Annotated in this window: 21 protein-coding genes and 1 pseudogene; 4 read left to right on the top strand and 18 right to left on the bottom strand. The window is 62.3% G+C overall.

Features of this window, described 5'->3' with window-relative positions; translation table 11 throughout:
• Positions 1-110 precede the first annotated feature (110 nt).
• The 8 genes from VEIS_RS18200 to VEIS_RS18165 form a co-directional block, all read right to left on the bottom strand.
• Positions 111-389, bottom strand: coding sequence for a hypothetical protein (locus tag VEIS_RS18200; RefSeq protein WP_041950173.1), 279 nt, complete (start codon positions 387-389; stop codon positions 111-113).
• Positions 386-1,213 carry a DNA adenine methylase gene (locus VEIS_RS18195; RefSeq protein ID WP_011811459.1) on the bottom strand — a complete coding sequence of 276 codons (828 nt, stop codon included), beginning with the start codon at positions 1,211-1,213 and terminating at the stop codon, positions 386-388. The genes VEIS_RS18200 and VEIS_RS18195 overlap by 4 nt, the downstream gene beginning before the upstream one ends.
• The gene (locus tag VEIS_RS18190) at positions 1,210-2,301 is read right to left on the bottom strand and encodes a phosphoadenosine phosphosulfate reductase domain-containing protein (protein ID WP_011811458.1); all 1,092 of its coding nucleotides are present in this window, start codon (positions 2,299-2,301) and stop codon (positions 1,210-1,212) included. The genes VEIS_RS18195 and VEIS_RS18190 overlap by 4 nt, the downstream gene beginning before the upstream one ends.
• A gap of 109 nt (positions 2,302-2,410) precedes the next feature.
• Complete coding sequence (locus VEIS_RS18185; RefSeq protein WP_157048584.1) at positions 2,411-2,674, bottom strand: hypothetical protein; 264 nt, start codon at positions 2,672-2,674, stop codon at positions 2,411-2,413.
• 53 nt (positions 2,675-2,727) lie between these two features.
• Complete coding sequence (locus VEIS_RS18180) at positions 2,728-3,582, bottom strand: DNA adenine methylase (protein ID WP_041950171.1); 855 nt, start codon at positions 3,580-3,582, stop codon at positions 2,728-2,730.
• Positions 3,583-3,796: 214 nt separating this feature from the next.
• Positions 3,797-4,348, bottom strand: a complete 552-nt coding sequence (locus VEIS_RS18175; protein WP_011811455.1) for a FlhC family transcriptional regulator — start codon at positions 4,346-4,348, stop codon at positions 3,797-3,799.
• Complete coding sequence (locus VEIS_RS18170) at positions 4,348-4,743, bottom strand: hypothetical protein (protein ID WP_011811454.1); 396 nt, start codon at positions 4,741-4,743, stop codon at positions 4,348-4,350. The genes VEIS_RS18175 and VEIS_RS18170 overlap by 1 nt, the downstream gene beginning before the upstream one ends.
• Positions 4,744-4,753: 10 nt before the next feature.
• Positions 4,754-5,743: a hypothetical protein gene (locus tag VEIS_RS18165; RefSeq protein WP_011811453.1), complete on the bottom strand. Its 990-nt coding sequence runs from the start codon at positions 5,741-5,743 to the stop codon at positions 4,754-4,756.
• 151 nt (positions 5,744-5,894) lie between these two features.
• Between VEIS_RS18165 and VEIS_RS18160 the strand changes: the two genes are divergently transcribed.
• From VEIS_RS18160 to VEIS_RS18150, 3 genes are all read left to right on the top strand, one after another.
• Positions 5,895-7,016 (top strand): TraI domain-containing protein, encoded by a 1,122-nt coding sequence (locus VEIS_RS18160; RefSeq protein ID WP_011811452.1) that lies wholly within the window; start codon positions 5,895-5,897, stop codon positions 7,014-7,016.
• Positions 7,017-7,089: 73 nt separating this feature from the next.
• The gene (traD, locus tag VEIS_RS18155) at positions 7,090-8,997 is read left to right on the top strand and encodes a conjugative transfer system coupling protein TraD (RefSeq protein WP_011811451.1); all 1,908 of its coding nucleotides are present in this window, start codon (positions 7,090-7,092) and stop codon (positions 8,995-8,997) included.
• Positions 8,994-9,626, top strand: a complete 633-nt coding sequence (locus VEIS_RS18150; RefSeq protein ID WP_011811450.1) for a DUF4400 domain-containing protein — start codon at positions 8,994-8,996, stop codon at positions 9,624-9,626. The genes traD and VEIS_RS18150 overlap by 4 nt, the downstream gene beginning before the upstream one ends.
• 366 nt (positions 9,627-9,992) lie before the next feature.
• Here VEIS_RS18150 and VEIS_RS18145 read toward each other — a convergent pair whose 3' ends face one another.
• Positions 9,993-10,448 (bottom strand): helix-turn-helix domain-containing protein, encoded by a 456-nt coding sequence (locus VEIS_RS18145; protein ID WP_011811449.1) that lies wholly within the window; start codon positions 10,446-10,448, stop codon positions 9,993-9,995.
• Positions 10,449-10,620: 172 nt separating this feature from the next.
• Positions 10,621-11,184, bottom strand: coding sequence for a hypothetical protein (locus tag VEIS_RS18140; RefSeq protein ID WP_011811448.1), 564 nt, complete (start codon positions 11,182-11,184; stop codon positions 10,621-10,623).
• A 126-nt stretch (positions 11,185-11,310) separates the two neighbouring features.
• Between VEIS_RS18140 and VEIS_RS18135 the strand changes: the two are divergent.
• Positions 11,311-12,600, top strand: a pseudogene (locus VEIS_RS18135) (IS4 family transposase); the annotation flags it as partial.
• A 193-nt stretch (positions 12,601-12,793) separates the two neighbouring features.
• Here the strand turns inward: VEIS_RS18135 and VEIS_RS30730 are convergent.
• From VEIS_RS30730 to VEIS_RS18095, 8 genes are all read right to left on the bottom strand, one after another.
• Positions 12,794-12,976 carry a DUF6527 family protein gene (locus VEIS_RS30730; protein WP_232287961.1) on the bottom strand — a complete coding sequence of 61 codons (183 nt, stop codon included), beginning with the start codon at positions 12,974-12,976 and terminating at the stop codon, positions 12,794-12,796.
• A gap of 155 nt (positions 12,977-13,131) precedes the next feature.
• Positions 13,132-14,538 (bottom strand): ThiF family adenylyltransferase, encoded by a 1,407-nt coding sequence (locus tag VEIS_RS18125; protein ID WP_011811446.1) that lies wholly within the window; start codon positions 14,536-14,538, stop codon positions 13,132-13,134.
• The gene (locus VEIS_RS18120; protein WP_011811445.1) at positions 14,538-15,467 is read right to left on the bottom strand and encodes a multiubiquitin domain-containing protein; all 930 of its coding nucleotides are present in this window, start codon (positions 15,465-15,467) and stop codon (positions 14,538-14,540) included. The genes VEIS_RS18125 and VEIS_RS18120 overlap by 1 nt, the downstream gene beginning before the upstream one ends.
• A gap of 99 nt (positions 15,468-15,566) precedes the next feature.
• Positions 15,567-18,995, bottom strand: coding sequence for a UvrD-helicase domain-containing protein (locus tag VEIS_RS18115; RefSeq protein ID WP_011811444.1), 3,429 nt, complete (start codon positions 18,993-18,995; stop codon positions 15,567-15,569).
• A gap of 3 nt (positions 18,996-18,998) precedes the next feature.
• Positions 18,999-19,592 carry a hypothetical protein gene (locus VEIS_RS18110; protein WP_011811443.1) on the bottom strand — a complete coding sequence of 198 codons (594 nt, stop codon included), beginning with the start codon at positions 19,590-19,592 and terminating at the stop codon, positions 18,999-19,001.
• Positions 19,589-20,368, bottom strand: coding sequence for an RNA polymerase sigma factor (locus VEIS_RS18105; RefSeq protein WP_011811442.1), 780 nt, complete (start codon positions 20,366-20,368; stop codon positions 19,589-19,591). The genes VEIS_RS18110 and VEIS_RS18105 overlap by 4 nt, the downstream gene beginning before the upstream one ends.
• A gap of 54 nt (positions 20,369-20,422) precedes the next feature.
• Entirely contained in the window at positions 20,423-22,645 is a 2,223-nt protein-coding gene (locus tag VEIS_RS18100; protein WP_011811441.1) for a S8 family peptidase, read from the bottom strand.
• Positions 22,642-23,766: an AAA family ATPase gene (locus VEIS_RS18095; RefSeq protein WP_232287739.1), complete on the bottom strand. Its 1,125-nt coding sequence runs from the start codon at positions 23,764-23,766 to the stop codon at positions 22,642-22,644. The genes VEIS_RS18100 and VEIS_RS18095 overlap by 4 nt, the downstream gene beginning before the upstream one ends.
• Positions 23,767-23,917: the final 151 nt, after the last annotated feature.

Here is a 23,917-nt window from a genome sequence, read left to right as displayed (position 1 = left end):
GCGCGATTTCAAGTTTGAATGTGAGGCATTCGATGAACGCCTCGCAGAGCCGAAGCAAGGCAGGCGATCACGGCGTTGCGCTTGGGGAAAGGGGATCACCTGCTTCGGTATCACTTGAGGCCGGCCAGCACCGCGTCGCGCGAAGGTGCGCCCGGGAATCGCTCGATGGCCGCGAGCATCGCCTCCTGGTGCGGGCGAGAAGGTCTGGCCGAAGCCACAAGCCGGGCACAGCACTGCAGGCACTGCATCCGGTAGCAGCCCCAGCCCTTGTTCGTTTGGGCCCGTTGGCATTGCTCACACTCTGTGGTGGAGGTCATTGGCGGCCCCTTGTGCAACCCCGGCAGCGGGCGGGCGTTGTCGCGGACAATCGGCAGACTTTGCGCGCTCATGCAATCAACCTTTGTTGCGCCTGCTGCCCGATCAGCGCGGCACTGCAAGGCGGATTCAGCCAAAGGCACTCGACGCGCTGTCTGGCGCCATCGGCAAACACATGGCGTTCGATGCACTGCCAATCCGGAAAAAGCCGCGCATAGAGCCGATTCGGGTAGCCGCTGAGAACCACGAAGCCTTTGACCCGATGCAGGGTTTGCGCCAGGCTCTCGTGATCTGCATCGGTCATCTCGTGCCGGTAATCGTGGCCCTTGTCCCGGGTGGATAAGACATAGGGCGGATCCACGTAGAAAAGAGTGCCATCTCCATCCATCTGCCCGATGAGCGAGACGGCATCCTTGCTCTCGATGACAACACCGCGCAGCCTGTCGATGACCTGCTCGAGGGCCTGCGGGTAGTTGGCCCAGTCGTGCGCTGGCGTGGTGCCGCAGCGGTTCGAGTTGTTTCTGAAGCCCGAGCGCTTGTTGTGCGAGTTCGAGCCAAACCCCATGAACGAGCGCACAACCGTGCGCCGCGCCTGCTCCAGACAATCACTGCTCGGCTGATAGCTGTCGATGAATTCGCGCCGGGCAAACGGCGTCAAGCGCAGGGCTTGACTGAGCGCCGGACCTCGGTCGCGGGCCACATGGAACAAGTTGACCAACTCGCCATCCAGATCGTTGTAGACCTCGGCGTATGCGCGCGGCTTGCGCAGCAACACCGAGCCGGCGCCACCGAACGGCTCGACATAGACCCGGTGGGCCGGAAAATGACCGATGATCCACGGCGCCAGGCGCCATTTGCCGCCGTGGTAGCGCAGCACCGGGCGGGCAGGCGCAGTCATTCGCAAAGCCCGTAAGCCGATGCGCAGGCCGCCGGGGCGTCCAAGTCGGCGAGCAGATCAAACTGGCGCCCGCCGCGGGTGGTCTTGGACCACTCGACGCGCGCCCAAATATTCAAATCGGCAAACACCTGGCGTCGATCTGCCGCATCGTGCGCGTCGGACAGGAACGTGCTGAACCCGCGCTTGCTGGCCTGGCCGACCAAATGCTCCCACTCGGCGATGCGCTCGATGTGCGCAGGAAAGCGGCTGGCGATCTGGCGCAACTCGGCTTTTTTGACGTTGATGCAGGGCATGCAACCGACCCGGCTCATGCCCTGTTTGTACAGCGGATTGGGCTGTATGCCTTTGGCCGAGCAGAATCTGAAAACCTCATCGGACGTCCACGCAACGATGGGCCTGAACGCCCACAGCCCGGGGCCGATGCGCTCGGACAATTTAGCTCCCCGCCGCTGGTGCGACTCATCACGACGCACTCCTTGCCATGACAACACGCGAAAGCCTTGCTCGATCAAATCGAGCTGGAATGCCACCGCCATATCGCGTTTGAGTTCCTGCGTGCAGAACCGCGCGGTGCTACTGGGAAAGCGCCCCTTCCACAAGCAAAGGTCGAGAAACGGGTTGCCGGTGGGCATCAACACGGCGAGCGCCCTGCGCTTGGCCTTGTTGCTCCAGCGCAGGCGCCGCCCGCTGCCGACCTTTTTGGTCTTTTGCACCGGCTCGGCGACCTTCACACCATTGCGCGTGACCGTGCGCATCACGATGTTGCCGCGTGTATCGCGCTTGGAAACTGGATTGCCGCAGGCATCAAAAACGACGGCGCTTTCGTACACCCGGCCCGTGCGCTGGTCACGGGCAATGAACATGCGCTTGGTCGCAAGCTGCGCAGAAAACTCCGCCTTCAGGCGATGAATCCTGATATCCAGCGCCTGCTCCAGATAGGCCAGGTATTCGTAGGTCTGCTCGTGCTCGTTGCCGGTGTCGCAGAAGATCGCGATGATGTCCTCGCGTCGGCAGCGTTCGAGGGCGATCAACAATGTGGCGGTGCTGTCCTTGCCGCCGGATACGCTGATGACGTGCTTGAGGCTCACAGCAGCACCCCCTGCCCGACGACCGGCAGGCCAGGCAATGGCTGCGCCAAAGTCAGGCCGCTCCCGCTCGGGACCGAGCAGACCCATCGATCATCTGCGCCGCTCATGCTCACGCCATCCACCCACCCACCATGTCCCAGGCACGGTTGATGTAGTACCCGGCATCATTGGTGTTGCCCACCAGCCGTTCCGCAGCGTCGTGCAGCTTCTTCATGGCGTCATAGCCGTCGTAGAACGCCGCCGTGGCGCCGATCAGGCGCAACTGCGCATACAGCTCATCGCGGCGGATTTCCGCCTTGGGGTTGCGCTGGCCGCACAGCTTGTTCAGCTCGCGCGTGATCTCCACGATGGTTTGCTCGATGGGTTGTTCCATTTCAAAGTCCTTCACGTCCTCATTCGAATTTGCGATATCGCCATCCACCAAGTTCACGTCACCTGCGCAAAAAGATCCCCCGCACAGCCACTGAGGGCGCGCTCGCAGGTGGGGTTGAGCCACACCACCTCGGTGCGCAGGGCAGTCCCGCGTCCACTGCTGATACGCGCCCGTGTCCTGAACGAGCGCCAGCCGGGCAGGCGCGCTTCGTACAGCGCACAGGGATAGCCGGACAACACGATCATTCCTTTGAGTTTCTGCGCCATGTCCAGTAGTTCGCCGTGGTCAGCGGCGCTCATCTCGTGTGCGTAAGCGGCATCTGTCACCCTGGTGCTGGGAACATATGGTGGGTCGATGAAGTGCAGCGTGTCGGCGCTGTCATGCTGCTCCAGCACATCGATGGCCGGGCGGTTCTCGATCAGCACCGCCTGGAACCGTTCGGCAACCTGCAGCAGCACACTCGGGTACTTCGCCCAATTCATCTGCGCAGTGGTGTATTTGCGCATGGTGTCAATGCGCAGCCCTACGCGGCCCTTCGTGGCGCCGCCAGAGCCAAAGCCCATTTGGGCGCGTATCACCGTGCGACGGGCCTGCTCGACAATGTCCTGCTCCGGCGCCGGCTCCCATGCCAGCTCGAACTCGGCGCGTGCATAGGGCGTCAGCGTGATCGCCTGCACCAGTTCGTCGCGCTTGTTCGGCTCGCGCAGGCAACGAAAGAACGCCACGATGTGGCCGTCCAGATCGTTGTACACCTCGCCGTGGCTGCGTGGCTTTTGCAGCAGCACCCCAGCCGCACCGCCATAAGCCTCGGTGTAGACATTGTGGGGCGGGAAAAACTTCATGATCCACGGAGCGAGCCGGAATTTGCCCCCGTGGTAGCGCAACGCCGGTCGGCTCGGGTGTCTCATGGGAGTTCTCACATCACCATCAGCACAAGGGGCCGGCATGGATCTCTCGACAGCATTGAGGTGGGGCATGGGTCCATCCTGCAATGAAACGCAGACAGTTCAAGCTCGAATGGCGCTGCGTTCCGTCGATCTGCGATTGGGCATGGCCTCTGATCTGTCTGGCCATCAAACAAAGAAACCGCCCGAAGGCGGTTTGATGGTTGCAAAACAGAAATCACTTCTTCTGTGCCACGCAAATTGGACATTTGCTACTGACTTCTTCGACATGGCCCAGATAGAGCGTGCCGCAGGACTTGCAGCGCCGAGTCTGGAGATTGCATTTGCGCTGTCCATCCGACAGTGTTTCGTCGGTGTAGAGAAGCGTCAGGAAATGCGCCCGCAAAAACGGAATGACATAATCGTCCTCGCTCTGCCGGAATGCGGGGTCGCCTTGCCAAGTCGAGCGCGGCGCCAAGCCGGCCGTCAACCGGGCGTAATGGTAGTAAGCGTGGGTGAATGCGGCATGCGGTGGCATGGCTTTTTGCGCGCGCGCATACAACTGAAGAATCAGTGCCCCATGCATACGCCGGAGAGGCGATTTCAGGAACCACTGATCATCGTTGGGCTGCTGCCCGCTCGGGGAGCTTCGCCCCATTTCGTCGTGCCAGATTTTCCGGGTATCGGCGATTGACAGGCCGGTGATGCGGCTGATGACACAAGCGCGAGCCTGCATCTTGGCCATCACCTTTGCCGTCTCGTAGAGTTGGAGATCGACTCTGCGGGCCATCAGCGCCTCCTTGCCTTCGTCATCAATTCCAGCGGCATGGACTTCAGGACGATCGATATTGCTTCCTGTGATCCGAACCCGGACTGAACGATGCTTTGAAGGGTCTTGGCATCCTTGATGCGCAACTCGACCAGAGGCAGGCCCATGGCCTGGGCCGCGAGCATCTGGGTCGCGCCCGCATTGCGCAACTCCTGAATCGCCTCATGGCTCAGGCCCAGGATGACCTCGGCCAGCGGCTCGCTCTCGCCAAGAATGGCCGCCAGGTTGATCAACTTGAGGAATTCGCGATTGACGACTTCGATCTGCTCCTGAAACGCCGGGCCGACAAGACCCTCACGAATGGGTGAAATGGGTGAAAGATTTGCGTTTGCTGTGGTTTTCTCGTTCGCGACCATGGCGCCCTCCCTAGACCAGGGTCGCAGAGAGTTGGTCGGCCAGAGCGCGCAAGCCGTTGGCGAGCCTGTCGAGCGTCTGGATATTGTTCCGGTCGGCGCTACGGATCTTCTCGACCAGCACCTCGGTGTACTTCATAGTCAGTGCCTTGAGGTCACCTTCGAGGGATTCGAGTGCGTTTTGCGCATGGGCGCGCAGCGCGGCTTGCTGCTGCAAACGCTGGTGCTGATCGCGCAGTTTGGTGATCTCGGCATCGGTGCGCATGAGTTCGTCGCGCTTGGCCGTGATTTCATCTTCGATCTGCTGCCTCAGCGCTTCTGCGTCCTTGACGCCCTTGGGCAGTTGATGAACGACTTCCTGCGCCTGGTTCTGCAGGCGACGATGGAGGCGGTCGATTTCTTCGCGCGCTTGCGATGCTTCGGTTTCTCGCGCCTGGAGCGCCGTGTTCAATCGGTAGATCGCGGCGTCTTTTTCTTTCAGCAGCCCGGCCTTGTCGGAGACTTCAGCGGACAGTTCCTCGACGCGCTTTTTGATTTCATCCGCCGTGGGTCCCTTTCCCCGGTCGTGAATCGTCTCTTTTACGTCGGCCAGGAGTTTTTCCTGCACATCCACCGGGGCATCGCCAAAAGCAAAAAGGGCTGCGCGGCTCAGTTGAGCCAATTCGGTCGAATCGTGCCCTTTGTGCCCAAGGTTCGCCAGGACTTTCCCCGTGCGGATTGCAGCGCGGATGCCGGATTCGTGAAGCCCATATTTCTTGAAATTGCGCTCGCAAAACATACCCCAAGTTTTGTCGCCGACCACATCAAATTCCTGGCGCAACAGGAACATGTGCAGACACATGGCCATGGCGTTGGCCTGCATCGCTTCCAGATGAGTAATCACCGATGTGGTGTGCTGGATGATGTTCAACTGATTCAGACGCGCGTCTTCGAATCCAAAGAGATCCAGCGTCATGTTCCCGTGAATCGCGGGCAGTGGGCTGCCGGGTCGAAGTTTGCTCATTTTGTCGTCTCCTGCGGTAAGATGGAATGAGCAAGGAATTGCCTTGCTTTTTGATTCTTACAGTGGGATAACAGATATCAAATTCAAAAACTTCGCCATTCCGCAAAGCATTTGAAAAAAGCAAGCGTGCAGGCATGGGCAGTCTGCCCGGATGCACTCGAAACCCACCACGCCCAAGACTCTTTTCGAAAAGCTTGTCGGCCCCAGGCACTTCCCGGAACTGCTGGTTGCCACGTCGCTGGGCAGAGCGCAGTTCCTTGGCGAATATGTGCCCGTCGCAGAGCGCTTGGCCATGTGCGTTCAGGACTTGCCGCTCACGCCGGATGTTTTCAAGCAACCCGGGGGAGCGTTGCAATGCGGGCTGCAGGCCGGGCTGCTTGCCGTGCGCGCCAGCGATGCCACGATCTTCCTGCCCAAGGCAACGGCCCAGGAGCGCCAGAAAAACGATCCGATCTTCCGCTGGCTGGCCTACTGCGCGGCGCTGGCAAGCACCTACCTCATCTGCTTGGGGCAGGTCGAGGTTGTGCTCGACGGCGGCGAGACGTTCTCGTTTGCCAGTCATGTCCCGCTGTCCCAGGCAGGCAAGGGTTTCACAGCGAATTGGAAGGCAAGCCCTTCAGGGGTGAATGAGGCAGGACTGATCTATCTGCAGTCGTTTTTCTATTCAGGCCAGTTCGCGCATCTGGAGCCACCGTCCATGGTGGCCGCCCTGGGCGGGGCCATCAATCCCCTGCTTGCCGCGACGCCCCATGAATCCCCGTTGGGACGGGTGGTCAGGACTTCGCTCGCCCTGGTGATCGAGGCGCAGCGCCAGCGTGAGGCTGCGTCGATTGCCGATGCCGAGCCGGTGGCCATGGGCGATGTTCCTGTGCAAGGCAAGGCCGTGGCAAGCGCTCGCTTGGCGCAGGCCGATGCGCTTCGTCCTGCGCAGGCACCGGCAAGTGAGGTGCAAGCGGCGGTTGCGGCTCCAGCAGTTGCTTTACGGACATCTCAAGCTGCCACGAAGCAGGCCCCTCTGACAATCAATTCAAAGGTCGTGGAGTGGGCGCAGGCATTGGCCCTGATCGAGTCGATGGACGGGGAGATCACGGTCGATGACAAGGGTATCCGCTTGAGCCGCAAAGCGCTGGGATTCGGTGCAACGCCCAAGGAGAACTACACGGCACTGTACGAGGCCGGCGTGGTGATCGAAAAAGGCGCTGACTTCGCGCTTTGCAACAGGGCGCTGGCGGACGTGTACGCACAAGCGAAGAAGAAGGTGTCCAAAGCATGAAACACATGGGCTTTTCTCGATCTTTCGACCGGCTAAATTTAGCCGGTCACTTCGGCGCCCGTGAAGGCCGACCATGAGCGTGCGCAAGTACGAAGACTTGTTTCGCAAGGCTTACGAGGGCTACGCGGCCATGGCCTGGGGTGCGGGCGCTGTGCTCTTGATGGTGCATCGGCCGCCCTGGTGGCATCTCATCGTGCCAGTCCTGGTGCTGTTGTCGGTATCCCGGGCGTTACAGGTCAAGCGCCTGTGGTCGTTCCGCTTGGCGCTGTCACTCGCGCGCGGGCGCACGATCACCTTGGCAGATTTGATGCAACGATCGCGCTTTTACTGCAAACGCGGCATGTTGTCCCTGGGGCGCGGATATTCGTGGACGCAGCGGCACGCGGAAATCGCTGACCAGATCCTCAACCGGAACGTCGATGAGCTTCCGGATTTGCCGCTGTTCGTTCGAGAGGCGATGCTGGAGCTGGAGCACAAGCCCAGGGATGCGTTGACCAAGATCGATAAGATGAAGCTCGCGGTGATCAGGAAGATCCTTCCGTCGAACACGAAACCTGTGCTCGATTCGGATATCGGTGCGCCATGGATTCACGGGATCGGCATCGAGCAAGAGCAGGACCTGGGTATCCCGTTCACATCGTTGGCGGGGCATACGCTGATCACAGGAACCACGCGCGCAGGCAAAACGCGCCTTTACGAGAGCATCACTGCGCAGATCGTTGATATTGGCAGTGCGCTGATCGTCATCGACCCCAAGAAGGATATCGATTGGGTGTCGATGCTCAAACTGATGTGCCGGCTCAAAGGGCGCAAGTTTCTATATTTCGACCCGGCCCAGCCCTCCAAGTCCATCCGGCTGCAACCACTGCAGAACTGGAACACCAAATCCGAGCCGGCCACCCGCATCGGCCAACTCGTCGATGCCGATGGCTCGTTCGCTGCGTTCGCCTGGAAAACCCTGTACCGCGTGCATCGCGCCCTGATCGCGACCGGTCAGCGGCCCACGATTCGCAACACCAAGCGCTATGTGCAAATGGGCGTGGAGGGGCTGGCCGAGAAATTGCTGTCCATACACTTTGCGGACAAGCACGGCCCCGAGTGGGATCGCGATTTGAAGAACTTGCCCAAGGACGGCAAGACAATGACCCGCCTGGATTGGTGCATCGCCAAGTTCATTGCCGATGGCGAATCCGATGACATCATCGAAGGCATCATCTCGATGGTCAAGCACAGCAAAGAGCATTATTCGAAGATGGTGCAAGTGCTGGAGCCCATTTTGGAAATGCTGGGATCCGATGAACTCGGGGATCTGCTCTCGCCGGATCACCAGGACTTGACTGACAAGCGTCCGATCTACGACATGAGGCGCGTCATCGACGAGAAGGCCGTCTTGTACATCGCGCTCGATTCGCTGTCCAACAAGACCATCGCCTCGGCCATCGGCTCCATCTTGCTGGCTGATCTGTCGAGCACGCTCGGGGCCATCTACAACTTCAGCACTCCCACTGATGCCTACCTTTTCGTCGATGAGGTGGCCGAGGTGGCCAACGATCAGTTGATCCAGATACTCAACAAAGGCGGCGGCGCGGGCATCAAGTGCTTCCTGGCGATGCAAGCCATCGCCGATCTGACCGTGCGCCTGGGAAGCAAGGACAAGTGCGAGCAGGTCTTGGCCAACTTGAACAACATCATCAGCTTGCGCATCCGCAGCGCCGAGACCGCAAAGTACGTCTCGGAGTTGTTCGGTGAAGTCAAGACGCGCACGATGGACGTGTCATACAGTTCGGGTTCGGAGTCCAGCGCGGCATTTACCGAGTTCCGCAGCAACACATCGCGGTCGTTGAAGGCGGAACGTTCATCGCTGATACCGGCCACGCTGCTCACGCGGCTGCCGCCACTGCACTACTTTGCATTCCTGGCCGGGCGCGGCATCTACAAGGGCGCCCTGGAGTTCATCGAGGCCGACCGGGAGGCCCCATGATCGAGATCAAAAACCAATTCGCGCGCCACAGCCTTTTGTGGATCTGGGTGCTGCCGTTGGCACTGGTTTTCCTCACACCGGCTGTCGTCGATCGCGAGCAGATGCGTGTTCCGCGTGAGGAGGTGAAGACGATGCTGCTTCTGGGTCAGGATGCCGAGCGGGTGACGAGGCGGGCTGATGCGCTGTACCAGTCAATGTTCGTTGCGACGGGCGCCGTTGGATGGACGCAAAAACTGCTCACCAGCCAGGGCAAGTCCACCGATCCGGTTTTCTTTCGCAACCTCGCGCGCGAGACCCGCAAGTACCACGACAACCTTTGGAACATGGTCTATCGGGCGGTATGGAGGCTGGCCGGGCTCTGGCCGACCTTCCTGGCATTGATGCTGGCGCTTGCGCTGCCGGCGTTGATAGATGGGCTGGTGGTGCGCGCGAAGAAGGTGGACATGTTCAGGTCGCACAACCCCGTGTTCTTCTGGTCGGCCGGGCATCTGTTCGTGATGGTGATGGGGGTGTTCCTCGTGCTGCCGCTGTTGCCCTTCACGATCAGTATCAGCATCCTCTACGGGGCCGTTGCGGCCATTGCACTGGCCCTGTGGGTGACTGCCTCGAACTTCCAGACGGGCGTCTGACTGGTCAGGTCAGAAGTGTCTTGGTCGAGGACATGACGGGCGGGAAAGCGGTCGGTCACCCAGGGCAAGGGAGGGTCGCGGGGTGCGCAGTGGGTCAGTGCAGAGCCGCACCGGGAGGTGAACACCTTCGCGGGCAAGCCTTTGGCGGTCAATCCGATGCCATGATTTCGTCGATACCTCGCCTGATGGGAGTATTTTTTGACCGGCTAAATTTAGCCGGTCGCTGCCAAACGTGTCCGACAAGCAGCAGGGCGCCGATCTTTCCAGACTGGTGTCTGAGTGACGACCGACCGGCTAAATTTAGCCGGTCGAAAACTCGTCAATTCCATGAAGGATTTAATCGCCGCGCTCAGAGGTTGGCCTGGATCAGCAGTTCACCCGGTCCGGATCGTTGGAGGCGAGATAGCCTTCAAGCCGATGCGGTTTGAGTCCGTGCTTGGCCCAGATGCGCGCCACGGTCATGTGCGAGATGTCGCCACCAAGTTCGGCAGCGAGCTTGCGCGTGGACCAGTGCGTGGAGCCATCGGCGGGCTTGTGCTTGGTCGTGCGCGCCAACACACGCGCCTCAAGGCGGTCGGTGACCTTGTAGCGCTGGCGACCGGCATGGCGAGAAAACAAGCCTGCCAAACGGTCCGCAGCGAAGCGCTTGCTCCAGAGAGCAATGTAGCTGTCATTGCAATCGAGCTTGGCCCTGATGGCGCTCCAGGTCAGTCCCTCGGCAAGCAGCAAGATCAGACGCGCACGACGCGCCAAATCCGCTCGAACGGCCCTTCCATTGGCTTGCTGCCGCAGTTCCACGATTTCGGCTTCGGTCAAGTTCATCGTGTCTTCCAAGGAGGTAATTTTACTATCTATTTAAACGTTATGGTCCACTAGCCCCGCAAGTGTCTGTGCATCTGCGTGATGGTAGCAGGACGCCGAGACGCGCTTCTTATGGGTTGCGCGCGGCCACTGCAGTCCCACATGTCCCGGCAATTACCCGATGGCTAACGTCTCAGTGACTTGGCTTGAATCGCGCTACGGCTTGAATCTTGCCGAGCTTGCCGCTGTCCACAGTGAACTCGCTCTCGCCGAGCCATTGCGCGCTATGCCATGACGGGCCGGCGATGATTGCTGCAGCAGGGGCCAGCGTTCGCAAGATCACTCCGCCCTTGCCGACGGCGTTGAGGCCCTGGGCGAACATGTCCGCCGTCTCGAGCTTGTCGCTCCACGCGGTGCCGATCCGGCCGGCTTCAAATCGGTCGATGTTCTCGCCGCGATAGAGGACCATGTCCGGGCCTTCGTAGCGAGGCAGCCAAACCCTCAGCATCGGCAGCAACAGGTCGTCGTCGGCGACGAGCTCGCGCAGGAAGTGGTGGCAGACGTGCCACTGCGTATGGAAGCGTTCGGCGAGCTCGGCAGAGGAGGGCGGCATGGCAGCCAAGGCGCGGATCAGATCGCGCCATTCGGCTTGATGTTTGGCCCTTGCGCGACTGCGAAGTAGCGGCCCAAATTCCTTGCGTGAAAGGATGTGCCCCTGCAGCTTTGGATAGGCATCAAGGCCTGGTTCGTCAGCCATGTTTGGACCCCTTCATTTGCCTTCGTTTGCCTCGCTCCAGGTCTGAGGTTTCCCCACAACTCCGCACCGCAGGCCAGCGCAGGCTTGAAGGGGGTTGTAAGCGGTGTCGGACGATGTTAGCTTTGTATGATGACAGTTCACGAGCGAGGGATGAAATTGACGGCCAGAACGCAAAGCAACGATTGGGCAGATGACGAATTTGGAGAGGCCGACTTCGGGGATGCCCGGCCCACACAACGCCTGGCGGTGCTGGCCAGAAAAATATCGCAGGCCCCGCACTGCTCGTTTCCGCAAGCCCTCGACGCAGCGACCCTGAAGGCAGCTTACCGGTTCTTCGACAACCCGAAGGTCGACGCCAAGGGCGTGCTGGAGCCGCATATCGGACAAACGCTCGAACGCATCCGGCAACTGCCTGTGGTGCTGGTTGTGGTGCTGGTGCCGCAGGGCACGAGCGAGTTCAATTTGACGCATTTGCCGGCCACCGAAGGACTGGGGCTCGGCACCGGCGGTAACCGGCATGGTTTCATGATTCACAGCCAATTGGCCGTCAGCCCCGAGGGCCTGCCCCTCGGTGTGCTGGGCATGAAGACCCGGGTTCGACCAGCCGAAGAATCGGGCAAGAGGACAAAGCGCAAGAAACTGCCCATTGCGGACAAGGAAAGCGTGAAATGGCGCGCAGGCCATGAACGACTGGTAGCCCTCGAGGCCCACTGCAAAGACACGCACATCGTTGGCATCAGTGATCGGGAAGGCGACATCTACGACGTATTCATGGCGCAGCGCGTCGAAGGTGTCGACTGGCTGGTCCGGGCGGCCTGGAACCGGCGGGTTGAGCATGAAGAGCAGTACCTGTGGCAAACCGTTCTGGGCACACCCGTGCTGGGAGAAACCGACTTGCTGGTGCCGGCGAGTGCGAACACCCGGAAACCGGCACGCACTGCACGGCTGGCGCTGCGCTGCACGAAGGTGCGCTTGCAGGCACCGCGGCACCGGATCGCAGAGAAACTGCCATCGATAGAAGTGTTCGCCATTCACGCGCTGGAGATCGGCGCGGACGATGGAATCGAACCGCTCGAATGGTTGCTGTTGAGTTCGGTGCCCACGCACACCTGCGAACAAGCGCTGGAGCGCCTGGCATGGTACGCGCGCCGCTGGACGATCGAATCGTGGCACCGCGTGCTCAAAAGCGGCTGCCGCGTTGAGGCCCGGCAGTTCGGCAACTACGATCGGTTTGTGCGCGCCACGGCATTGTTTGGGGTCATCAGTTGGCGCATTCTGTATGCGACGCTGGTAGGCCGGCTCGATGGAGACCTGTCATGCGAGACACTGCTGCAACCGCTCGAATGGCGCGCCTTGTACTGTCGGGCAAACGGCACGGCCAAACCGCCGGACACGCCACCGACGCTGGCCCAGGTTGTGCTATGGATCGCCCAACTCGGCAGCTATCTGAACCGCAAGCATGCCACCCTCCAGGGCCCACGGCCATGTGGCGTGGATTTCTTGCCTTGCACGAGTGCACTGAGATGTATCGCATCTTCAGGCAAAACGAATGAGCTTGTATTTGTGGGTAAACCTCAGGCTTTGGACCGGGGCGGAAAGCGTGCGTCTCTTACCGGCACCACTCGATCACGCCCTTCTTCACCCAAAAGTGACAGGAACATGCCCGATGCTGGTGGATGGAAGGCGACACGGTGGGACGCCCCCAGAAGTCTGTTTCAACAGACCAGCGAGGCCGTCGATCCGGGTTAAGTGAAAGCGCGATCTGCACCCCGCAACCGCCCGGGCAGCTCATGCAAGCCCACTTCTTGACGCCGGTGTCGATGACCAGCCACAGCTCGCCCGGCGGCACGGCGTTCTTGCCCGGATGCTGCGCGACCGGAGAAATGAGCAGGTCGTAGCGCAGCCACCCGAGCCGGCGCAGCGCGCGCGCGATAAGTCGCTTCATGGTTATCCGATCACGCCGAGGAAAGGGTTGACATCGCCGCGCCCCCAGCTCGCCTGGCTGGCACAAACCGGGCAAGAAGCGACAGGTCGGCAGGTCATGGAACGATCTTCCACGCGGTCGAAGCGGCGAATCCTGTTGTGTGTCATGCCCCCGGGGCCGCGAAAGCTGGTCAGGCCCTGAATGAGCTCATCGACGGCCGCGCAGGCGATGGCAGTGGTGAACGTGACCACGGCGGGCGAGGGGTCGCCGCCGCCATCCACATAGGCTTCCGCCTTACGCCGCTCGAACTCGGCCGGGTCGCTGCGCCGGAGCCCTTCGGCCGCAGCGCGGCGAGTATCGACCACCCCCAGACACATGAGACAAGGGTTGCCGGGGCGAATCATCGACACGCGGCCCGTCATGTCGAAGTCCGCGCCACTGCGTGCCGCGCGCATGCGCAGGCCGACATCGATCAGCGGGATGCCGTAGTAGTGCGCCAGGCGGTTGAGCGTCAGCCGCCCCTGATGGTCGTCGGTACAACCGAACAGCACATCGCAGGAGCGCAGCAGGTCGCGCAGATCAGGGTGGCCGACCCATTCCTTCTTGGTGACGACCTGGGTGCCGAGACCCGCCGCGCGAGTCTCGCGCGCGAGGATGTCCACCTTGGCTAGGCCGGCGGCAACGTCCGCGGCACGCGAGCCATGCACGCGGTTGAGATTGGTGACATCGATGGTGTCTTTGTCCATTAGCCCCAGAAAGCCGACGCCCAGTCGCGCCAACAGCATCGCGACAGCACTGCCCGTGCCGCCGCCCCCTACGACGCCGACCCGCAGCCCGCGCACGACTGTATTGAACCCGCGGCCGAAGAGCGCGGCCTGCCGCGCCAGGAATTGGCCTTCGTCAGCTGCCGCTTCCGCGCGGGCGATCTTGATCTGGCTGCCTACCAGCGAGATCGATGAGGCTGTGACGGTCTCGCCGGGTGCGATCCAGAGCCTGCCCGCCATAGCATCGTCGCGGCCGAAAACCATGCTGGCCAGGCCGGAAACGCCCTTGTTGAACGTCGTCCGGGCCAGCTCTGCCTCGTTTCGATCATCTTGGTCGGAGAAGAACGCTGCCGCGTTCGGATGCGTGTGCACCAGGCCCGCGACCAAGCCGCGTTCCTTCGCGACGCCGAGAACGCGCATGAAGCCTCGGGTGGACCACGTGACGTGGACCGGGGATGCCGAGACCATCTCATCGGCCGCGACGGGGATGACCTCGTGCGAGATCAGCCTGGCGCGGGGCAGGCCCGACCAGGGGTCTGCCGAGATGTCGGCCCTGCCGAACAGCACATAGGCGGACGCCTCGGCCCCGTCATCCCTGTGCAGCAGCGAGCGCAGGGCCGCCTCGTGCGGCTCCAGCAAGACAATGTCCAGAGCAGCCGCCGACATCACTTCGCCTCCGCCATGGCGTGCTCGATGCGCTTGAGCATGGTGTGCAGGCCGTCGATGCCCGGCCGCCACGCCGTGTTGTGGCGCGACCAGCGCTGCCAGCTGTGACCCTGGAACGCGTGGGCCTGGTCGGCGCAGGTCGGGCAGCGCCCCACGCTTTGCAGCGTCAGCCAGGGGTCGCAATAGAACATGTCCGGCGCGACATCGGGATAGCCGGGCGGCAGGAGAACGAGCACGTCGGCCGCGGCGTGGTTGAACTTTCCGGCGGGCAGCGGCAGCTGCTTGAAGATGACGCCCGTGTGCGCACCGTCGCTCACTGTCTCGAAGACCACGCCGTGGCTGCTCAGATAGCGCTCGTCCGCGTCGGGCAGCGCGAGCAGGCCCTCCGTGGTGTCTCGGATCAGCGTGATGAAGCGCTCGATGCCCGGCTTGCCCAGATCGATCAGGTCGCCGTCGCGGATCAGGACATCCTGACCGCCGCCGCGCACTTCGAGGTAGACGTCGTAGGTCTCCGGCGGGACGCCGGCCAGCGCCTTGAGCACGCGGCCGCTGATGCTGGGCTTGCCCCACTCCAGTTGGCGGTCGTCGATCGTGAACTTGAACGAGCGGTCGGTCTGGAAGATGACGAAGCGCTCCGCGCCGCGGCCGCGCAGATCGTAGGTTTCGTCCAGGCGCAGGTCCTCGAACTCGCCGGAGGTCAGGATCGCGTAGACACTGTAGCCGTCGCCCGGGCGCAAGCCGGCGGCCTGGAGGATCTGGCGCGCGGTCGGCACCGGATCGGTGAGATCGATGTTGCGCTCATTGAGCTGGTCGTCCAAGACGACGATCCGGTAGAGCGCCGCCGCGCGCAGGCTGCGGCCTTCGCGGATCGCCGCCGCGACATCTTCGACATCGGAACGGTCATCGCCGTTGTGGGTTTTGGTTTGCATTTGATTGCCTTTCTTGGGGAGCCATCACCTGCTGGATTGCAGGCTTTCTGGCCTCCTTACTCAGTCAATCGCAGCCCAAAGCCAGACCGGAAAGGCCGGTCAAAGTTTTTCTTGCACCCACGCCCCTCCGGGCAAGTCGCCGCAGAGGAAGAAGCTCGGGCAGCGCGGACAGCTGCGCGCCTCGGGCTTCGCCGGGAACTGCCCAGCCTGCATCGCCTGAAGGAAGGACCGCAGCTTCTCGCGCCTGGTCTCCAACTTGCGCGAGGAGATCTCCATCGGCTGGATGGTTTCGCTGGTCAGGTAGGTCACCTCGACTTGCGCATGCGGGCCGTAGGCTTGGACGGCAGCGAGATGAAGAACCGTGTACTCGATGTCATCGAAGGCGTTCGATCGCTGCTTGCCCGTCTTGACGCGTCGCACCGTGACGCGGCCGCCGTCTCCGCGGGCCACGCCGTCGGGGCTGACAAGGATCTCGCCCTCGGCCCACCCCAACGAAATCGGAGATGCCGGCGCGGATACTCCACGGCTGCGGCTCTCGATGAGAAAGTCGACGAGCCGTCTGCCGATGCGCCGGTAGTCTTCCGCGTAACCATGCTCCGCCGCTCCCTTGGAGCGCCACGCCTCCTCGAAGCGCGCCGCCAACTCGTCGACGGTTGGACTCGTCGTCTCGTGCTCGCGCTTCAGCCACTCGAACACATCGTTCACGACGTTGTGCATCTTCATGAACGCCGTTTCGGTTCGCCGACCGCCCAGCCTCAGCACGTGCGTGTACAGGAAACGGCGCGGGCAACGCTCGAAGAGGTTGACCTGGATATCGGTCCATTGAGGACGCCCTTGCCATGTGATGGAAAGCGGCACGCCCGTCGATGGCGGGCCGGCTCGCAACGGCACGAAGGCAGGGCGGGCGAGGAATCGCTCGATCGGGGCGACGAATCTGGAGGGGCTGCGCGCACGTCCATCCGCCTGCTTGGCGTAGGAATACAACAGCAACCTATCGCGCGCTCGCGAGAGCGCGACAAAGAACAAGCACTCTTCTTCCTCGTCATGGCCGGCCTTCACGGCCTCAATGCCGGTCAGGCCCTCCGAGCCATGGATTAGGCCATCCGGTGGAAGACAACGCGGCGGCACGTTGTTGCGCGGCAGGCCGGACGTCACCATGCCCGGCAGATGAACGGCATCGAACTCCAGCCCCTTGCTTCCGTGGATCGTCATCAGGCGCACTGCGTCGATGCTCTCGGCGCTGCGGGGCAGCTGGCTCAAGCCACGATCCTCCGAGAGCAGCACCAGGCGCCGGATGCGATCAAGCAGCCGAAGCACTGGCACGCCCTGACCTCTTGGTTGCCGGCGACAGAAGTTCAGGAACTGCCAGATGGCCAGACCTTGCATGCGGCTCTGCGCATCATCAGCCTGATACAGCGTCTTCGCGAGTCCGAGACCATCTATCGTCCATCCGGCTAGCAGAGTCCAGGGGTTCGTCGATGCGCTCACGCCCGCGAAAAGCGTGGACAAGCGCGAGAGTGCTTCCCGAGTGTCATCTGCCAGGCCGTCCACCTCGGCATGCATGGCCGACCATGCCAGCGAGGCCGGATTCGCCGCTCGCAGGTGCTCGATGACCCGCATGACATCCTGCAGCGGCATTTGATGCCGGGCCGTGGTTGCCACGCGCACCATCGCGGCGGCTCGCGGGTCGGTCGCCAGCGACAGCAAGGCCAGGAGATTCTTGATTTCTGGCCTCTCGAACAGGCTACCCAGGTGCAGCGCGGGAATGCCTCTGGCCTCAAGACCTTCGGCAATGGCATTCAGGCGCGCGTTGGACGCGCACAGCACCGCCTGGCCACCGTAGCGAATGCCCTGCGCGTGCAAGGCGGTAATCGACGCGGCAAGCGCGGAGATTTCGTCGTCAGCCGAGTCAGCAACGCGAAGCTCTACCCGGTCTCCTTCGGTGCCGCGGTCAGCCGTCAGCTTCAGCGGCAAAGCTCCGCTGGATGCCCGCATACCGCGCGCGAACTCGGTGAAAACATCGACAATGCGCTCGTCGGAGCGATAGTTGACGCCCAGCTGTGCGGCCTGCGCGCCGGGGAAGTCGATCGCAAAGCGCGCGATGTTCGTCGCAGAGGCGCCGCGGAAGCGGTAGATGGACTGGCGTGCATCACCGACGACCCACAGGTTGCGGCCGTCGCCGACGATGGCCTTCAGGAGCCGCACCGAGGCGCGGTTCACGTCTTGGTACTCATCCACCAGCACGTGCTCATGGCGAGCACGCAGGGCGTCCCTGACCTCGGCGCTGCCCTCCACCAGACGGACCGGCAGCGCAACCAGGTCGCCAAAGTCCAACAACTGGTGCACGGTCAACAGCCGCTCGTATGCCTCGAAGAGCGTGGCGACCTCCAGGCACTTCTGCGCGCGGACCTTCGCGTCCTGGTCGGTTCCCGCCCGGACAGCCATCGACTGCGCGAGGGCGCGATAGCCCGCAGCATCGACAACCTCATCCTTGGCGCGCGAGATGGCGCTCAGCATGTCGCTCAAATCCAGGGCCGGATCCCAGAGGTTGCGATAGTGCTTCAGGTCGAGCCGCGGAAACTCGTCCTCCAGGAGTTCAATGGCCTCCGTCCGGTCGATCAACCTTGGGTCCGGCAGCAACGCCAGTCGGTCGTGAAAACGGCGAACGATGTCCAGGCCGAATGCGTGGAATGTGCCGATCCACATCGCCGCCGCCGCGACAGGATTGCTGGCGGCAATCCTCTCGCACAGTTCATTGGCCGCCTTGTTGGAGAAGGTGAGGACAAGAATCGTGGTTGGATCGACGCCGTCCGCAAGCAACCCTTCGATGCGACGAACAAGTGTCCTCGTCTTGCCGGTACCGGGCCCTGCCTGCAGTTGGAACGCCAAGCCACGATGTGCGGCCGCCTGAGCCTGCGTGGGGTCAGGGGTGAGCGGGCCTGCCACCGCGACTGCGCCCACGGGGTGCGGCTCTTCGGCGGGTGGCAGCAGCAATGCATCCAGCAACTGTTGCTGTACCACGACGCGCGGCGCGCCGAAGCGCATCGCGATCGCGTCGGATGTCAGCCCTTCGTCGACATGCAACTCGCGCAAGACAGGGCGCGGCAGCAGGAACTCGCGCGCGAAGAGGTCCATTTTTACCTCACGTCGCTCGCGCGCCCCGTAGTCAAGAACGCGATCGACACCGACCGGCGCGTCCTCCATCGATCGGTCGGGCTCGACGTCCACCGTCACCACGTCCAGCGTGCCACCTTCCAGCACGACATGGCCGAGTTCATGTGCGATCAAGAAGGCGCGCTCGAAGTCCGATCCGCAATCCTCGTAGAGGATGCATCCAGCCTGACTGTCGAAGGTGGCTTTACCTCCCTTGAGCTGTGGATCTCCTTCTTGCAGCGCGTACACATCCAAGCCGCAACCCGTGGCCTCCCGAAGCGCAAACGCCAGAGGTCGGGTCGGATCGCCGCCGGCCGCGACGTTCGCCCGGTGCAGACGTTCTGCTTCCCGGCGAGCGGCCTCGGTGGCGTCCATCGCTCAGTCCGACAACGCCTTCAGCGTCGCCTGCTGTTCCGGCGTCAACTGAGAAGTCGCAACCGCATGGTCGAAAGTGATCTGTTCACCCACGCTCGGCTTCACGCTGGACCGAAAGGCATGTCCGGAGACCATGCCCGGTGGACCCTGCAGGTACGCAGCCACAGCTTGCGCTGTGGCGCCCAACTCCGACGCAAGCTTCTCGATGAATCGGGCGGGGATGGTGGCAGCACTGATGGCTCGATCACGCACGCGCATCAGAAAGAGATTGCTGACATCCAGGCTGCGTGCGAGCGACTTGAAGCCGCTCGTATTGAGTTTGGCGAAGGGGTTCGCGACCTCCACGTCGAGCTGCTGGACAGCCCGCTCAAACCGCTGCCAGGCCTTGTCCACCGCACTGTCCGGCACCACGGTCGCCGGGACATCTTCCGCCGGTGGCTCATGACGCAGATCGATCGAACAGTCGATCAGCGCAGTCGCGTGCTGCGGGTACTCTTTGATGTAACGCACAAGCGTTTCCCGGCCATGGCTGGGCTCCATTGAGAACGCCATCAGCACGGATTCCTCGTCCGCGGCGAACGGCTTTGAAGTGCTCATGCGTCCTCCTGCAGAGCAGACCTGAGGGTCTTGTATGCACGGTCGCGGCGATTCCGTACGGTTCTTTCATCGCACTTCAGCATCTTGGCGATAGTCATGATGTTCGAGTCCTTTGAGTCGATCTGGAAACCTTGCCGCAGCAAGCCCACGACCCGTCTTTGATCATCTGGTAACGCATCAATCGCAGCATCCAACTCCAACCGGAAAGCCGGATCGTCAATTTTTTGAGGGTCACCTCCGAGGAAGTCGGCCGCTGCTGCCTCGACCTCCGGAGAAATGTCCTGACCCTCATCGCCATCCGTGGACAGCGGCACGGTAAGAACCGAGGCCGGACCAATCTGCCTCAGCACGGTTTTGCGGAATCGGGCGAATGCCAGGTCGAACCGCACCTCAAAGAAGTCCAGCATGGCGAAGCGGCCTTGACAGTCCTTGGCGATTCGCTCGGCGAAGCGGCCCATGATCTCTTCGCGTATGCCTTGCGCCCCAGTCATGCGGGAGTCGGCGACCGTTGAATACAGGGACTGCTCCACGCGCTTCATGAGCAGTTCGAAGATCTGCTTGAACTCGTCCCGGGCATCGGCAGCCCAGGCACGCCGCAGGAAATACGTCAGCGCTTCCGACGGCACATAGCCGCTGCTCTTCCTCGACGCGACAGCGAAGGCCTGCAGGCGTGCCGCAGCATCGACCGCCTCCAGCCTTCCCAAGGATGCCTCGATCTCGGGCGGCCGTGTGAACGGCGCCCCGTGTTTGTCTTTGCTCTTCAACGGTTCCGGCATCGATCTCCTCCTTTCCCGTCAGTCCGTTCTGTACATACGTTTGCCCTTCCACCGTCACCGGATGCGGATCGGCAAGGACACCTGCGGCTGGATCGGCACGAGGGTCTTGGCATAGGTGCGCAGGATCTCGTTGTAGAGATCGGCGTGCTTCGGGGCTTCGACCGAGAGGATCAATGCGTAGCGGATCTTCTCAGGACCAGTGGCCCGGCCGCCGCCGTCGCGGGCGTTGTAGTGAATGTCGAATACGGGGTTCTTGAGGCTAGAACCACGGAAGGTCTTGGCCCCGTGCAGCACGGTTTCCCACTTGCCCTGATCAGAGCGGCGCTCCTGCTCGGTGGCGAACTTCTTCAGGTCGAAAAATCCCTTGGTGTCGGCGTTGCTCTTGCCATCCTTGATCTTCTCGTCGTTGGGACGGAAGACAACTTCGAGACCGGCCTTGGTGTAGGCCGCGGCATCCTGCGGATCAGTAGGAGATGCGTAACAGAAGGTGGCCTTCATGCGAACATTGCCCGTCAGACCCTCCTTCGGCAGCGGCAAGCTGGCGCGCAGGTATTTGCTGGGTTTGAGCTCGCCCTGATAGACCACCCGGGCCACGCCATCCGGGCAGGTGATGATGTCCAGGGTGTCCTCGGGAATCTTGCCCCAGCCAACTTCGATCGGATCATGCTCGCCGGGATCGGCCGCATGGACCAGCAAGGCCTTGATGGCGAGAGGCGTCAGGTTGCCGCCCAGGATTGCACGGATGCCGATAGCACTGCGCAGCAGGTACGGCGCCGCAAAGCTGGTGCCGAGTTGGGGCGTCAGCACCGGCCTCGCGTTCGGCGCCAGGACGTGGAAGTATTTGGACGCCGGGTTGCCGCCGAAGGCCATCAGGTCCGGCTTGACGACACCGGGGCTGCGGCCTGGCCCGATCGCACTGTAGGGCGCGCGAGCCCAACCCGTGCCCGTGTCATCGGCTGCGCCGACCGAGAGCGCATTCACGCAGTCCGACGGAACCTGCACACGGCTGTAACCAAGTTCGCGGTCGCGTTCTCCGTTATTGCCCACAGCCACGGTCATGAGCGTGTCGCCGTCGCTGAGCAGTTCGTCGATGACGGATGTCCAAGCATGAACTTCCTGATCCTCAACCTCCAGGTCCGGCCCCAAGCTCAGGTTGATGAACTCATAGGATCGCGACAGCAGAACCTGTTCGATGAGACCGAGCGTGCGATACAACTCCAGCGGGTCTTCGCCGCTCGAATCTTGGTCGAGCACGCGCAAATGGTCCACCGGTGCGAAAGGCCTGCCGGCCATCCCGTTGGGCTGGATCGGGCCGAACAGCACGGCCGATGTCACGCCCAGACCGTGCTCCGGGCCGTCCGGGTCATCGGCGGCATCTTCGTCGAGCTTGCGGTATAAGTGCAGCCAGGGACCGATGGGGTGGTGCTTTGGGAGGCCGCCGTCCAGGATGGCGACTCGAGGCTCGGACGACAGGGCCTGCTCGGTGGGAAGGCTGCACCCCACCGAGGGGCCGCCGCTGCGTTGCAACGGGCGAATGCCGCGCAGCTTGGGCACCGGCCGGATCACCCGGACGAAGGCGAAGCCGGCCAGCCTCTCGACTTCGCGCGGCTTGCCCTCGACCGGCACAAACCACAGGTTGCCTGCGACGAAGTCGACTTCAGTGTGGACCTTGACCTCCTCCCGCCTGGCAAACTTCACGAAGGCCCTCTGGATCAGGCCAGGATCTTCGTCCGGCAACAAATGCAAGCCCACCTCGAAGAAGCGATCCTTTGGGCCGCCCAGGTTCACGATGCGCTCGGCCGCCGCGAACGCGGCAAACTGTTCGATGTGGGTCAGGTCTTCGCCCTCGTCGGACTGCGCGTCGATGGTTTCCGTCCACTGCGAGAGCTTACGGAAGGCTTGGCGCTTGCCGGCGACGAACAGCTCGGTCGTTGTGGTCTCCTGCGGCTGCCCCTTGCGGGTCCAGGCCTGCGGCTTGACCTTGACGGTGCGGCTGCCGATGGACTCCAGCCCCGTACTGCGCAACAGCCCGGTCGGGAAGTAGGAACGAGCGATGAAACTGGGGTTCATCATCAGCCGGGCCACTGCGAAGTCGCCCGGACAGGCATCAGCAGGCAGTTCGTCCAGCGCCTTGGCGGCACTTCGAAACTGAGGAACCATTCGTTCCCGCGCCTGCGCGAAGGTGTAAACCTCGGCCTTGCCGGGCATGCGTCTCGGGCCGACGATGTCATGGGTCAGCAGTTCGCCACGACCGATCAGGAAATTGGTTTGGCTCATGCGTCAGCCTTTCTCCGGGGCGCGGCCTTTCGTGCCGCAGGTGTCTCGTTGGTGTACTTGCGGATCGTGTCCCGGCTCACCCCGGTGATGTCGGAGACGGTGTGCTGGGACAAGCGGGTCTGCTTGGCAAGCATCACCGCCAGATCGATGCGGCCCTGCCTGTCGAGCGCCAAGGCGCGTGCCTTCATAAAGTCCTCGACCAAGTCGGCGTCGGTGGTCGTGCCCAGAGCCACGGCACGCCGGAAGCGCTGCACATCGCGCTCGATGTCGCTGAACGAGTGCCCGGCGAATGCAAACACCAGGATGTCGATCCAGCGCGCAAAGAGGGCGTAGTCCGGTCCGAGGAAGCGCTTGACGGCTTCCTTGAGGGCCTGCTCATCGGGTGTCTTGAACTGGACCACCAAGTCGAAACGGCGCCACAACGCCGGATCGATCAACTCCGGGTGATTGGTGGCCGCCAGCAATACGCTGCTGGAAGGCCATTCGTCGACCTCCTGCAGGATCACCGTGACCAGGCGCTTGAGTTCGCCCACGTCGGTGTCATCGCTGCGCCGCTTGGCAATAGCGTCGATCTCATCCAGCAGCAGCACGCAGGACTCGCGCTTTGCGAAGTCGATGGCCGCCCGCAGGTTGGCGCCGCTCTTGCCCAGCAGGCTGCTCATCACGGCGGTCAGGTCGAGCACGTACAGCGGCACCTTCAACTGCGTAGCCAACCAGCGGGCCGTAAGCGTCTTGCCCACCCCAGGCGGCCCCACAAAGATGGCTGAGCGGGTCGGCGTCAGCCCCATGGCCCGCAGCCGATCACTCTGCCGGCGCTCGGCGATGAGTTGTCCCAAGACATCCTCGACATCGCTGGACAGCAGCGGCGCGTCTTTCGTCGGCGTGTCCTTGAACACCTTCAGGAGCGAGAGGCGGGATTCGTCGTCTACCGGCAAGGCGTGGGTCGCCGACGGCTGGGGCGACAGCTTGCGCATGGGAGAAACTCTGCGTGCCGGCTTCGACTTCAGGAACAGTTTGAGCTGTTCGGCGAGGTCGGGCGCCGTCCCACGGTACTTGCGGACCAGCCGCGCCGCGAACAGGCGCACATCTTCCGTCTGCTCGGTCAGAGCCAAGCGAACCATCTGGGCTAAATCTGATTGCTCTTCCTTCATTTCGCCCATCACTTCCTTAACTCATTGATTTGTATAAATAAAACCAAAAACATGGTTGGACTAGATCTATTCTCTCACAAATCAAAGTAAAGTTGGCGAACGAAGCCAGTGCCAGCAGGGC

Source organism: Verminephrobacter eiseniae EF01-2, from assembly GCF_000015565.1.
Taxonomy (GTDB): Bacteria; Pseudomonadota; Gammaproteobacteria; order Burkholderiales; family Burkholderiaceae_C; genus Acidovorax; species Acidovorax eiseniae.
This window is presented reverse-complemented; position numbering and strand designations above follow the sequence as displayed.